Consider the following 12851-nt stretch of genomic DNA (forward strand, 5'->3'; position numbering starts at 1 on the left):
AGGCGTCCTCTACGACGAGGGCGTCCACCAAGCCAACCGCAACCGAGCCCTCGGCAACGCCGCCTGAGCCGGTGGTTGACAGAGGGTGTCTCACCGGGCCACCTCCGCGCCGGTGGGGACGAGCGCGCCCGCCGCCGGCCCGCCGGGTGCCGTCGGTGGTGGTGACTCGCTCGATCCCCGGCGCCGCCGTCCGCTCGGGATCATCCCCGCGTAGCCGGCCGGGAACATCACCGCGACCTGCATGGTCATCAGGCCGAACAGGATCAGCGACACGTTGCCCGGGTTGTCGATGACGGAGGAGAGGATCGGACTCGACGCCGCGACCAGGAAGCCGGCGATGACGGGGCCGAACGAGCGGGTGACGCCGCCCACGACGGCGAGCGCCAGGATCGTCAGCGAGGCCAGCGGGGTGAACGACTGGGCCGACACCAGGTCCTGCGCCCCGGCGAAGAGCACGCCGCCCAGGCCGGCGAGGGCGGCGCTGAGGACGAAGACCCGGATCTTCCAGCCGCGGACGCCGAGACCGGCGACCTCGGCGACGTCGTCCCCCGCGGTGAGGATGGCCAGGGCCCGACCCCACGGACCCCGCAGCGCCCTGGCCACGAACCACATCGCGGCGAGCAGGACCACGACGACGAGCGCCAGGTAGGCGCGGTCGTCGGCGAAGCTGAGCGGTCCCGCCTCCGGACGGCCGACCCGGACGCCGGCCGGGCCGATGATCTCCTTGTTCTCGAACACCAGCTGCATGACGGCGTAGGCGAAGGCGAGCGTCAGCAGGGTGAGGAAGAGGCCCTGCAGCCGGAAGGCGCACACGGCGACCACCAGCCCGGCGAGCCCGGCGACCACGACCCCGCCGAGGGCCGCCAGGAACCAGGAGGCCCCGGACTCGAGCAGCTTCCCGGCCGTCACGGCCCCGATGCCCATGAACGCGACCTGGCAGAGGCTGATCTGGGCCGACGCACCGGTCAGCAGGTTGATCGACAGCGCGACGAGCGCGTAGACGACGCCACCGATGGCGACGTACACCCAGAAGCTGCCCAGCGTCACCGCCAGGAGGGCCAGCACGACCACCGCCACCATGGCGGGGACCGGTGAGTCGTTGCCGCGCTCGCGGGCCACGCGCTGCAGGCCGCCGCCCACCACGCGCAGACCGCGACGACCGGCCGGCTGCATCAGCAGCGCGACCACCAGCAGGACGAAGGGCAGGATGTCGCGGGCACTGCCGGAGAGGAACGCGAAGACGTCCGGGTTGCGGTCGGCCCAGGTCTGGGCGAAGGAGAGCAGGAGCGCACCGCCCAGCGCCAGCGGCATGCTCTGCAGCCGGCCGAGGACGGCGACCGCGAAGGCGTAGACGACCAGGACGCTCAGGATCGCCACGTCGAGATTCAGCAGCGGGGCCAGCAGGATGCCCGAGAGCGAGGCCAGCGCCGTGCCGAGGCTCCACGCGATGGCGTTCACCCGCCCGTAGGGGATCCCGGTCACCGCCGCCAGGTCGGGGTTGTCCACCACCGCCTGCATGCGCAGACCGAGCCGGCTGGTGACCATCAGCAGGCGGAGCCCGACGCCGATCGCGACGGTGACGACGATGACGCCGAGCTCGTTCACGGTCACGGTGGTGCCGAACAGGTCGACCGTTCCCGCCCCGAAGACCGACGGCACGGACCGGACCTCGCTGGTCCGCCAGATGACCTGGATGAGGCCACCGATGCCGATGCCGAGCCCGAGGGTGACGATGATCGCCGTCAGCATGTCGCGGGACCGTCGGAACAGGGTCGCCTGGATGGCGCTGCCCATGAGCGGGGAGGCCACGCAGACGACGAGCGCCGCGCTCAGCGGGGCGCTCAGCCCCCATCCGACGGTCAGTTGCCAGTAGAGGAACGCCGCGAGCGAGGCCTGGTAGCCGAACGCGAGGTTGAAGACGCCGGTGACGCGGAAGGTGACGATCAGCCCGAAGGCCGCCAGAGCGTAGATCATCCCCACGGCGACCGCGGAGACGACGAACAGCACGTCGACCATCAGGACGCACGCTCCTCGGCGGTGGGTGCGACCGCGGGGCGGCCGGTCTCGGAGAAGAACAGGTCGGCGAGTTCCTCGGCGGACAGGCCGCGCAGGTCGCCGGCCGCGCCGAACCGGGTGAGTTCGCCACGGACGAGCACGCCCGCGGTGTCGGCGACGGCGAGGGCGGCATGGGCGAACTGCTCGACCATGAGGATGGTCAGGCCGTCGTCCCGCAGCCGGTGCAGCGTGGCGAAGAGCTCCTCGACGATGCGCGGGGCCAGCCCTAGGGAGGGCTCGTCGAGCAGCAGCAGCGTCGGCCTGCCGGCCAGGCAGCGGGCCAGGGAGAGCATCTGCTGCTCGCCGCCGGACAGGTGGCCGGCGGCCTGCTTGCGCCGCTCGCCGAGGACCGGGAACAGCGTGAACGCGGTGTCCATCGCGTGGGCGTCGTCCGACCGACCGGCCGAACCCAGCAGCAGGTTCTGCTGCACCGTGAGGCTCGGGAACACCCCGCGCCCCTCGGGGAGGTAGGCGAGTCCCGCGCGGGCCCGGCGGTGCGCCGGGAGCCCACCGATGTCGCGGCCCGAGAGGAGGATGCGGCCCGCGTCGGCCGGGACCACGCCGGCAACGGCGTTCATGATGCTGGACTTGCCGGCCCCGTTGAGCCCGAGGAGCACGCTGATCGTGCCGGCGGACAGCTCGAGGTCGACGTCGTGGACGGCGGTGAGCTTCTCGTAGCGGATCCGCAACCGCTCGATGCCGAGGACCGGCGGGCCCGCCGTGGGGCCGGATCGCGGCTCCACGGCGGACAGGCCGTCACTTGAACGCATCGAAGTCGCCCGGGTCGATGATCTCCGAGCAGTTGAAGCCGTCCCCGGACATGTCGGCGCGCTCGAAGTCCGTGCCGTTCCAGACGATGTAGAGGATGCAGCGGGCCGGACCGAGTTCGCCGCGCTCGTACTCCAGCGGCCCGACGAGCCCGTTCGCGTCGTAGCCCGAGGGCAGGTCGTACATGTGGTCCAGCAGGGCGGTGCTCGAGGGTCCGACCTCCGCCACCGCGTCGGCGAACACGACGCCGGCCGCCCAGCCCGAGACCGCGAACGGGTCCTCGGCGAACTCCGCCGGGATGTACTCCGCGAAGTTGGCCAGCTCCTCGCCGTCGTCGCCGGCGAGCGCGGAGAACGACGGGCCGAAGAGCCTGCCTTGCACCGCCGCGGAGAGCTGGGCGTCCAGCGAGTTCATCAGGGCTCCGGAGACGCCGCCGCCGCCGTAGTAGTTGCCCTCGAAGCCGAGCTGCTCGGCGGCCTGGATGAAGCGCGCCATGTCACTGGCACCGATGTTGACGATCAGGTTCTGCGCCCCGGCGTCGATGGCCGGCTGGATGATCGGCCGGTAGTCCGCCTGGGTGAGGGATGCGTAGGCAGGCCGTGCCACCGGCTCCGCCTGGCCCTGCGCCTCCCAGGCGGCGAGGTGGCACTCGATGTCCTGGATCCCGATCGGGATGTCGTAACCGAAGAAGGCGACGTCCTGGGCGTCGTCCGCGATGGCCATGTCGGCCAGCCAGGGGGCGCAGCGCTCCTCGCCCTGCGAGGAGACGATGACGAAGAGGTTCTCGTGCTGGCCGAACCACTCCTCGCCGTTGCCCCAGCCGGCGATGGCGGGGATGCCCTGCTCCTCCAGGTACGGGGCGCCACCGGCGCTCGATCCCTGGGTCGCGTCCCCGACGGTGGCGATGATCCCGCGCTCCTCGACGAGGCGGCGCACCGCGGCGGCGTTCTTCGCAGGATCGGCCTCGTCGTCCTCGAGGAAGAGCTCGACCTGCTTGCCGTCGATCCCGCCCTGGTCGTTGAGCCACTCGACGTACGCGACCAGCCCGGCGCGGTAACCGTCGAAGGTGCCGCCCATACCGGTGATGGCGGTGACGTTCCCGATCGGGATCGTGTCCCCGTCGGCGGAGTTCCCGCCGCCGCCCGAGGACGAGCCTTCTGCGCTGTTGCACGCGGTCAGGGCGAGGGCGAGGCACGCCAGTCCGCCGATGAAGGGCGTTCTCCTGAGCATCTTCTACTCCACGAAGTCGAAATATCACGGTGAGTGATGGGATTGGGGTGTGCGGGACCACCGGGTCCGCAAGCGGGGAGCCCCGGTGCGGCCCGGGTGATCGGTGGTGCGGCGCGAGGCGGGGGCGGCTCGGCAGCGGCCGCCCCCGCTGTCAGGGCGTCAGGTCGTGGTCGACGCGGCGAGGGTGCCGGGGGACCGGGTGCCGGCGATGCCGGCCTCGGCGGCCACGATCTGCAGGGCCAGGAACCGGCCGTAGAAGCGGGCCATCTGCAGGTTCCCGCCCATGAACCACAGTCCCTCGTGACCGGAGCGGCGCCAGACGCCGCGCAGCTCGCCCTCGTCGTCCAGGCCCCAGACGGGCCTGCAGCGATCGGCGACCTCGTCGCCGAAGAGCCGGCGGGCGGTCGCGAGCATGCCGTGGTAACCGGTCGCGAGCACGACGACGTCGGCCTCGAGGGTGCTGCCGTCGGTGAGGACGACGCCCGAGGGGGTGAACCGCTCGACGGCCACACCGGAGCGGACCGCGATCTTGCCGTCGGCGATCAGCTCCGAGCAGCCGACGTTGACGTAGTAGCCGCCGCCCTTCTGGAGGAACAGCATGAGCGCGCCGGTGCCGTCGATGCCGTAGTTGAGCGCGAACCCGGCCTTCTCGAGCCGGTCGAGCAGTGGCTTGTCCACCGCCGTCATCGCCTCGGTCATGGCCTTCTGCAGGGGCGGGAGCGCGTGGAACGGGAAGGACGCGCTCAGCAGGTCCGCCACCTCGGTCGGCGGACCGCTGCCGTCGTACATCCCGGCCATGGCCATCCCCGACGTCTCGACGTTCACCACGTAGGTGCTCGATCGCTGGACCATGGTGACCTCGGCGCCGTGCTCCTGGAGGTCCTGGGCGATGTCGTGGCCGCTGTTGCACGTGCCGACGACGACCGCCTTCTTGCCGGCGTACTCCGCGCCCCCGGGGAACGTGCTCGAGTGGCAGAGGGTCCCCTCGAACTCCTCCGCGTGGGGGAGCTCGGGGATGTTGGGCTCGGTGCCGCTCACACCGGTGGCCAGGACGACGTGCCTCGGCCGCACCTGCCGCTCGCTGCCGTCCGCCCGCCGGATGGTCAGCGTCCAGGTCGCCGACGCCTCGTCGTAGCTGCTGTCGACCAGCTCGCTGCCGGTCCAGACGTTGAGCTCCATCGCCGAGGCGTAGAACTCGAGCCAGTCGGCGAGCTTGTCCTTGGGGGCGAAGACCGGCCAGTTGGGCGGGAAGGGCAGGTACGGCAGGTGGTCGTACCAGACCGGGTCGTGCAGGACGAGCGACGCGTAGCGGTTCCGCCAGCTGTCGCCGACCCGGGGGTTGCGGTCGACGACCAGGGTGTCGATCCCCAGTCGACCCAGCCGCGCCGCGACCCCGAGGCCGCCGTGCCCGGCGCCGATCACCACCACCGCGGGCTCGCCGTCGAGGAACTCCTGCTGCCGCTGCCGGTTCTGCGCCCAGGTGGTCGGGATCCGCTCCGAGCCCTGGGGGCCGCCGTGCGGCCGTCGCGCCTCGACGAGCTCCTCGTGCCCCTTGAGCTCCCGGGTGGCGGTCAGGACCGTCCAGGCGCGCCAGTCGTCGTCCGTCCCGGACGTCCGGGTCAGGCGGGCCACGCCCTCGCCCCGGGCGACCTCGGTCTCGAACTCGAAGCGGAACTGCAGGAAGGCGGCGTCGCCCTCGCCGATGACGTCGGCGGAGGACCCGGGCGCCAGCGCGAAACCGGTCGGGCCGGCGTCCTGCGCCGACCGGCCCTGAGTGGCGATCGCGTCCGGCCCGTGCGCGGTGCGCAGGTCCCAGGTGAAGGCGAGCAGGTCCCGCCACCAGCCGTCGGTCCGGAACAGCTGCGCCGCCCCCTCGCCGGAGGCGAGGGCGCGCTCGAAGCGGGCGAGCCAGTCGGTGGCGACGGCCTCGGTGGAGACGTCGGCGGAAGTGGGGCTGGTGGGCGGCACGAGTTCCTCTTCTCCTGACGGCAACGGGGCGCGCTGCCCCGCGGGGTCGTGGTGCGCACGAGGACCGGGTGCGGTCGCTCGCATCGCGGACTGCCACCCGCTGGATACCGGGTGCTCGTCCTGTGTGACGTCCTCCTCGCTCCGAGGAGTCGTCACCCTCGGTGAGGAGTTCTTGTGAGGCACGACACTAGCCATACCCTTCGAATCCTTACAAGAGTTTCCGGCGACCCTCTTCGTTGCGACTTCATGTCGGTCGAATCCGCTGCTCAGCGCCTCGACTGGGCGTCGGCGGCGCGTCGCCGTCGTGCTCTCCGCGCCAGTGGCGCAACGAGGACATGCCGACGGGCGCCCTTCACCGAGAGTGAGCAGGGCTCGGACGGGAGGGGGTGCCGAGGATGCCGCGGAGGCGGCTGGGGGCTGATCCCCCCGCGCCGCGATGTGTCTCCCGTCACCACAGACGCTAGAGCGGGCCGGCTGCGGATGGCATGGCTGCCGGAGCCAAGGTTTCGTCGTCCGGCATGGCTCCGGCATCCAGTGCGGCCGGTCGGGCCGGCGTCGGCGACGCGCGCCGGAGCGTCAGGGGGTGAGCAGACGCCGGCGCCGGAGGGCCCACCACACCTCGGCCAGCCGGTCGGTGTCCCGCAGCGAGACTCCCGTCGTCTCCTCGAACCGGGCGATGCGGTACCGGACGGTGTTGAGGTGCACGTGCAAGGCGCTCGCCGCGGGAGCGAGCTTCGCCTGGCAGGACAGGTAGGCCTCGACGGTGTCGAGCACCGCCTCCCCGGACGGGCCCTGCGCCACGTGCGGGGTGATGTAGCGGGCGTCCAGTGCGGCGCCGACCTCGTCGTCGGCCAGCACGGCGGGGAGGAGCCCGAGGTCGGCTAGCCGGCACACCCCCGGCCGGCCCACGTGCAGCGCCACGGCCAGGGCGCGGCCGGCCAGCCGGGAGGCCTCCGGGAGCTCGGCGAGCGGCGCCGCGTCGGCCACCCCGATCGTGTGCTCGCACCGCGCGCTCAGCGGGCGGCTGGTGACGCCGCACAGGTCGCCGTCCACCAGACCGTGCAGCACGCCGGCGCCGTGCGTCGCGTCGAGCCACGTCTCCAGGCGGAGCAGTTCCCGCTCGTCGGCCGGACGCGCCCGGAAGGGGTGGAAGGTGGCGGTCGTGTCCAGTCCGTGGGTCTCCGCGGTCCGGCGCACCTCGTCGGCGTCCACGCCCGGCGTCCAGAGGCGCCGGACGACCTCTCCTCGACGCTCCCGCTCGGCCCGGTCCTGATCGGACCGGGCGCGCTGGTAGCCGGCCACGACCGCCAGCAGGCCGTGGTCGAGCTCGTCGGTCGTCCGCAGCAGCCGCCGCAGGACCTCGGGGTGGTCGGCGAGCAGGTCGACGGCCTGCAGGACGTGGGCGCGCAGCAGGTCGAACGTCACCTTCCACACGTGCACGAGGTCCTCGACGGTGACCCCCTGCCGCGCGCGCTGCTCGCCCACGTCGCGGAACCAGGCCTCGTCCGCGGGGTTCATCGGCCCGTCGCCGGCGCGCAGGTGCTCGGTCAGGCGGAGGACGTGCCGCCGGACGGAGGCCCGGACCTCGTGCTCGGGCACGTTCGCGTAGCTGGGGCGCCCGCGCATCGCCCCGAGCATGCCCTCGACGAGCCCGTCCGTGCGCGCGAGGAGGTCGTCCACGAGGTCCTGGCCGGCGCGGCGCATGGCTTCTGCCCTCCTGCTCCCCGGGCACCCGGCAGGCCGGTCCGTGGGAACGCGCGGTCGATCTGCGGTGGCTCAGTCGCGATAGGTGTCCCAGGTCGGTGCGGTCTCGGGGTAGTCGGCCGCCTCGGGCTCGGTCCGCGGCCAGCGCATCCGCAGCTCGTCGCGGAAGCTGCCCGCCATCTGGTCGGCCGGTACCGCGTACATGAACGTGATCGACCGGCGGGCGAACAGCCACCGGCCGTCGACCCGCCGGTAGTCGTCCTCGTACCGGTAGGAAGCGAGCACCAGCGTGCTCCTGGTGGCGAGCTCCGCGTGGCCGTGCGACCAGCCCGACGCCGTCCCGTCCCCGTGCAGCTGCACCACGCCGGGGTGCGCGGTGTGCAGCATCGTCCGGTAGGTGTCGAAGCTGGCCACGTAGGCCGCCCGGATCTCGGCCGCGCCGGTCGCGGGGACACCCCGGCGCTCGAACACGCCGTCGGCCGTGTACATCGCGACCAGGGCGTCGATCGCGTGGTCGTCGACCGCCCGGGCGTAGAGCACCTGCAGGTCGGTGATCGCCTGCCGGTCGGCCTGGTCGCGCACCACCCGCGCCAGCACCGCCCCGTCCCCCTCGGGCAGCGCCGGCACGGTGGTGAGCGCCGCGGTGACCGCCGGCAGGTCGAGGCTCACGCGGTGGCGCCCTCGGCCGCCGGCAGGGTGCGCAGCACGTCCATGAGGACGTCGGGGATCGGCGACTTGCCGCCCTCGAGCGTCCGGCAGACGAAGGTCATCGTGCCGTGGGTGACCACCTCGTCGCCGCGGAGGAAGTCGAACCCGACGGTGTAGGACGACGACCCGACCCGGTCCAGCACCAGCCGGACGGTGAGCTCGTCGAAGACCCGGACCATCGCCTTGTACGTGCACTCCGAGTGCACGCCCACGGTCATGAAGCCGTGCTGCTCGGCGAGCTCGCCGCTGCGCAGGCCGTGGGAGTACAGCCAGGTGCTGTAGGCCCGCTCCATCCACGGGTAGTAGACGGCGAAGTAGGCGATGCCGACGGTGTCGCAGTCGCCGTAGCTCAACGGGAAGCTCAGCTGCGAGTCGCTCATGCCAGCACCACCGTCGCCGTCCCGGACACGACCGCATCCCCGTCCACGACCTCGAGCACCACGTCGCAGTCGGCCAGCCGGGCGCCGTCCTCCTCGCGCAGCGCGGTGACCGTGGCACGCACCCGGAGGTGGTGCCCGGCCAGCACGTTGCCCAGGAAGCGGACCCGCAGCCGGCGCAGCCGGTCCGGGCCGCCGGCCCAGGCGGTGACGGCGTTCATCACGTAGCCCATGTTCAGCGGACCCTGGTTGACCGGCCGGTCGCCCATGCCGAGCGCCCGCAGCGTCTCGACGTCCCAGTGGATGGCGGTCGGGTCGCTCAGCAACGCCGCCATCGTCTTCATCTTCTCGGCGCTGACCGACTCCACCTCGTACGGGGGGAGCTCGGTGCCGACCTCCACGGCGGTCGTCATGCGTCCCTCCGGGGGAAGACGATCGAGTTCCAGCAGGTGGCCACGTGCGCGCCGTCGGACTCGTCGTGCAGGTCCATCGAGTACCCGACCACGTCGAAGACCCCGGTCCGCCGGCCCACCTTGCGCTCCGCCGAGACGATCCCGCCGCTCACCCGGTAGCCGGCGCCCACCCGCAGTGGCCGGTGCAGCGTCGTCTCGTGCTCGCCGAAGACCGGGCCGTCCGCGGCGGTGGCGCCGAACCAGGCGAACAGCTCGTCCCAGGTGATGCCCATCGCCCCGGTGGCCGCCATCCAGGCGAACAGCGGGTGGGCCACCTGCTCACCGCCGTCGCGCAGGGACGGCGGTGGTGCGAGCACGGTGTCGGCCAGGAGCCAGGCCCGCCACGGGTGCACGGTGTACGTGCCGCCCGGGAAGGCCCGGCCCACCTGACCGTCGAGATCGGCTTCCGCGAAGCCCACTCAGACGCCCCGGTCCCGGTCGGCCCAGTACGGGTCGCGCAGGTTGCGCTTGAGGATCTTCCCGGTCGGCGCCTTGGGCAGCTCGCCGACGAAGTCCACCGAGCGCGGCTTCTGGTAGCTCGCGAGGTGCTTCTTCGCCTCCTCGATGATCTCCTGCTCGCTGGCCGACTGCCCCGGCTTGAGGACGACGACGGCCTTCACCGACTCGCCCCACTCGTCGTCCGGGACGCCGAACACCGCGCACTCGAGCACCGCCGGGTGCTGGTTGATGGCCTCCTCCACCTGCACGGAGTAGATGTTCTCCCCGCCGGAGATGATCATGTCCTTGGCCCGGTCGACGATGAAGACGTAGCGGTCCTCGTCCCAGGTGGCCATGTCACCGGTCCACATCCAGCCGTCGCGGATGGTCTGCGCGGTGAGCTCGGGCTGGTTGAGGTAGCCGATCATGTTCTGCTCGCCGCGCACGACGATCTGCCCGGCGGTCCGGCCGTCGCGCGGGACGTCGTTGCCGTACTCGTCCACGACGCGGATCTGGGCGGTGAAGCCCTCCCGGCCGCAGGAGCGCAGCCGCTCGGGGTGGATCCCGTTCACGGCGTTGATGTGGTCCTCCTGGGAGAGGAACGTCATCCCGGCGCCCTCGGTCTGCCCGTAGCCCTGGATCATCGTGCACGGGAAGTTGTCCATCGCCGCGCGGACGACCGAGGACGGCATCGGCCCCCCGCCGTACTGGAAGTTGCGCAGGCTGGACAGGTCGTAGGACGCGAAGTTCTCGACGGCCATCATCCAGTTGATCATCGTGGTGATGCCGAGGAAGGCCGAGACCTTCTCCTCCTGGATGATCTCCAGCGCCTGCTTGGCCTCGAAGTTGACCAGCACGAGCGGGCAGCCGTGCCGGTTGTAGTTCATCGCCAGCACGATCGGGATGTGGTACATCTGCCCGGTCAGCATGTAGACGTCGCTGGGCACGATCCGCTCGGCCACGGTCTGCGCCAGCATCATGGCCCCCGCGCTGCGGTGGGTGTGCATGGCGCCCTTGCTCTTCCCGGTCGTGCCGCCGGTGTAGAGGATGAAGAACGGGTCGTCGTCCAGGACCGAGGAGACCCAGATCGGCTCCTGGTCGCTCGCGCCCTCGACGAGCGCGGCGAAGCTGCCGTCGCTCTTGTCGCCGAACTGCAGCCAGTGCGGGACGTCGACGTCGCGCTGCAGCTGCTCGATCGCGGGGGCGAACTCGTCCTGGCTGATGATCACCTTCGGTGACGCGTCGCGGACGATCGTGGCGAGCTCCTCGCCGGCCAGCCGCCAGTTCAGCGGCTGCAGCATGAGACCGGCGCGCCCGGCGGCGAAGTACAGCGCCATGAACTCGGCGCAGTTGCGGGACAGGACGCCGAAGCGGTCGCCCTTCTCCAACCCGAGCCCGCGCAGTCCGTTGGCCAGCCGGCGGACCAGCTCGTCGAACTCCGCATAGGTGAGTCGCCGGTTGTTCGGCACGTCGATGACGGCCTCGTTGCGCGGCGTCAGCGCCGCCCACTTGGCGGGGATGAGTCCCTGGTTCATCTGACCTTCCTCGTCTCGACGCTGTGACGGGCTGCACAGACCTGACTGGGCGAACCATATGCATGTTTGCGTCCCGGCGCCAGCCCCTGCCGCCGGGCGGTCGCCGGCGGATCCGGCCTCCGCCGGTCCGCATCACGGATGGGTCTCAGGGGCCGAGGGCCCTTGACGCGCGGAAACAACCATGACATCAATGCGCATCGTTATCCGCGTCACACCTGGCGTCGGGCCGGCGTCCGGACGTCCCGACGCCGGCCGGAAGACGCCAGATCGAGGCTCCACCGCACCACGACTGCACCGCTGCACTCGTCCGAATCGGAGACCACGCACATGAGACCTCGTTCCCTGGCTGCCTGCGCCGCCGCGGCGGCGCTGCTGCTGACCGCCGCCTGCTCCGACACCGACGACGGGGGGTCGGACGGCGGCAGCGGTGGCGGCGGCGGCGGTTCCGCCGGCGCCCGGCTGGGCGACCTGCCGGTCCTGGAGCTCACCCCCGAGATCGAGGAGGCGGCCACGGCCGCGGCGGAGGCCGCCGGCGAGCCCGTCGAGCTGCCTGCGCAGACGATCGGCTACATCTCCTACGGCGAGGCCATCCCGATCTCGGCCCGGCTGACGCAGGGTGTCCAGAACGCCGCGTCCGCGCTCGACTGGGAGCTCCAGGTCTGCGACGGCCAGTCCACGCCGCAGGGGCAGCTCACCTGCGCGACGAACTTCGTCAACAGCGGCGTCGACGCGATCCTGACCAACGGCATGCCGCAGTCGTCCATCGCACCGGCGCTCACCCAGGCCGAGGCGGCGGGCATCCCGGTGATCAACATCGGTGGCTACATCGGCCAGGAGGACCTGTTCGACGGCTCCATCTACCCCGACGAGGCGCAGTTCGGCGAGGTGCTCGGCGACTGGCTGGTCGAGCAGCTGCCCGAGGGCGGGCCGATCGCCACGCAGACCTTCCAGGCCGACTTCGTCATCCAGCGGCTCGAGGGGCTCGACCAGGCGCTGGAGGGCTCCGACGTGACGATCGGGGACACCTTCGACGCCGACGCGGCCAACCTGATCCCCGGCGCGCAGCAGTCCGTCTCGTCCTCGTTCAACGGCAACCCCGACATCCAGGCCTACTACCTGACCTTCTCCGGTTCGGAGATCGGTGCCGCGCAGGCCATGCAGGTGCTCCGGCCGGGTGCGCAGTTCCCGGAGCGGCCGATGATCGTGACCTTCTACGCCAACCTCCCGACCATCGACCTGATCCGGAGCGGGCAGGTCGACGCGGCGGCGGAGAACACCCACGAGTGGATCGCCTGGGTGGCGATGGACCAGCTGGCCGAGTACTTCGCCCGGGACACCGCCATCTCCACCGAGCCGCGGCCGGACTACGGCGACGACCTGGACTTCTGGCGCAACTTCGTGGTCGACGCCGAGAACCTGCCGGAGGAGGGCGAGCTCGCGCCGCCGCCGGTCGACTTCGAGGGCTTCTTCACCACGAAGTGGTCCACCGAGTTCACCAACCTCTCGCAGTAGCAGCACCACCTCCCGGGGGGGGGGGGGGGGGGGGGGGGGGGGGGGGGGGGGGGGGGGGGGGGGGGGGGGGGGGGGGGGGGGGGGGGGGGGGGGGGGGGGCCGGG

11 protein-coding genes are annotated in these 12851 nt (G+C 71.9%); 1 reads left to right on the forward strand and 10 read right to left on the reverse strand.

The features are described 5' to 3' along the window. Window positions 1–90 precede the first annotated feature (90 nt). From ACK586_RS24505 to ACK586_RS24550, 10 genes are all read right to left on the reverse strand, one after another. On the reverse strand, window positions 91–2016 hold the full coding sequence (locus tag ACK586_RS24505) for an ABC transporter permease (protein WP_409333143.1): 1926 nt from the start codon (window positions 2014–2016) through the stop codon (window positions 91–93). Then, window positions 2016–2825, reverse strand: coding sequence for an ABC transporter ATP-binding protein (locus ACK586_RS24510; protein WP_409333144.1), 810 nt, complete (start codon window positions 2823–2825; stop codon window positions 2016–2018). The genes ACK586_RS24505 and ACK586_RS24510 overlap by 1 nt, the downstream gene beginning before the upstream one ends. Next, on the reverse strand, window positions 2812–4053 hold the full coding sequence (locus tag ACK586_RS24515; protein WP_409333145.1) for an ABC transporter substrate-binding protein: 1242 nt from the start codon (window positions 4051–4053) through the stop codon (window positions 2812–2814). The genes ACK586_RS24510 and ACK586_RS24515 overlap by 14 nt, the downstream gene beginning before the upstream one ends. Before the next feature lie 159 nt (window positions 4054–4212). Continuing rightward, window positions 4213–6021 (reverse strand): flavin-containing monooxygenase, encoded by a 1809-nt coding sequence (locus tag ACK586_RS24520; protein ID WP_409333146.1) that lies wholly within the window; start codon window positions 6019–6021, stop codon window positions 4213–4215. A 576-nt stretch (window positions 6022–6597) separates the two neighbouring features. Beyond that, entirely contained in the window at window positions 6598–7725 is a 1128-nt protein-coding gene (locus ACK586_RS24525) for a PucR family transcriptional regulator (protein WP_409333147.1), read from the reverse strand. A 72-nt stretch (window positions 7726–7797) separates the two neighbouring features. Then, window positions 7798–8394, reverse strand: a complete 597-nt coding sequence (locus ACK586_RS24530; protein WP_409333148.1) for a nuclear transport factor 2 family protein — start codon at window positions 8392–8394, stop codon at window positions 7798–7800. Further along, window positions 8391–8813: an acyl-CoA thioesterase gene (locus ACK586_RS24535; protein WP_409333149.1), complete on the reverse strand. Its 423-nt coding sequence runs from the start codon at window positions 8811–8813 to the stop codon at window positions 8391–8393. The genes ACK586_RS24530 and ACK586_RS24535 overlap by 4 nt, the downstream gene beginning before the upstream one ends. Beyond that, window positions 8810–9223, reverse strand: a complete 414-nt coding sequence (locus ACK586_RS24540; RefSeq protein ID WP_409333150.1) for a MaoC family dehydratase — start codon at window positions 9221–9223, stop codon at window positions 8810–8812. The genes ACK586_RS24535 and ACK586_RS24540 overlap by 4 nt, the downstream gene beginning before the upstream one ends. Continuing rightward, window positions 9220–9681 (reverse strand): hypothetical protein, encoded by a 462-nt coding sequence (locus tag ACK586_RS24545; RefSeq protein ID WP_409333151.1) that lies wholly within the window; start codon window positions 9679–9681, stop codon window positions 9220–9222. The genes ACK586_RS24540 and ACK586_RS24545 overlap by 4 nt, the downstream gene beginning before the upstream one ends. Further along, window positions 9682–11235: an AMP-binding protein gene (locus tag ACK586_RS24550; RefSeq protein ID WP_409333152.1), complete on the reverse strand. Its 1554-nt coding sequence runs from the start codon at window positions 11233–11235 to the stop codon at window positions 9682–9684. A 327-nt stretch (window positions 11236–11562) separates the two neighbouring features. Between ACK586_RS24550 and ACK586_RS24555 the strand changes: the two genes are divergently transcribed. Further along, entirely contained in the window at window positions 11563–12747 is a 1185-nt protein-coding gene (locus ACK586_RS24555) for a sugar ABC transporter substrate-binding protein (protein ID WP_409333153.1), read from the forward strand. Window positions 12748–12851: the final 104 nt, after the last annotated feature.

The sequence above is a fragment of the Trujillonella humicola genome (assembly GCF_046233715.1).
In the GTDB taxonomy this organism is placed as follows: Bacteria; Actinomycetota; Actinomycetes; order Mycobacteriales; family Geodermatophilaceae; genus Trujillonella; species Trujillonella humicola.

Excerpts from the sequence above, each read along its gene's own strand:
- ACK586_RS24505 (WP_409333143.1), bottom strand. The coding sequence starts at position 2,016 with ATGGTCGACGTGCTGTTCGTCGTCTCCGCGGTCGCCGTGGGGATGATC.
- ACK586_RS24510 (WP_409333144.1), bottom strand. The coding sequence starts at position 2,825 with ATGCGTTCAAGTGACGGCCTGTCCGCCGTGGAGCCGCGATCCGGCCCC.
- ACK586_RS24515 (WP_409333145.1), bottom strand. The coding sequence starts at position 4,053 with ATGCTCAGGAGAACGCCCTTCATCGGCGGACTGGCGTGCCTCGCCCTC.
- ACK586_RS24525 (WP_409333147.1), bottom strand. The coding sequence starts at position 7,725 with ATGCGCCGCGCCGGCCAGGACCTCGTGGACGACCTCCTCGCGCGCACG.
- ACK586_RS24535 (WP_409333149.1), bottom strand. The coding sequence starts at position 8,813 with ATGAGCGACTCGCAGCTGAGCTTCCCGTTGAGCTACGGCGACTGCGAC.
- ACK586_RS24540 (WP_409333150.1), bottom strand. The coding sequence starts at position 9,223 with ATGACGACCGCCGTGGAGGTCGGCACCGAGCTCCCCCCGTACGAGGTG.
- ACK586_RS24550 (WP_409333152.1), bottom strand. The coding sequence starts at position 11,235 with ATGAACCAGGGACTCATCCCCGCCAAGTGGGCGGCGCTGACGCCGCGC.
- ACK586_RS24555 (WP_409333153.1), top strand. The coding sequence starts at position 11,563 with ATGAGACCTCGTTCCCTGGCTGCCTGCGCCGCCGCGGCGGCGCTGCTG.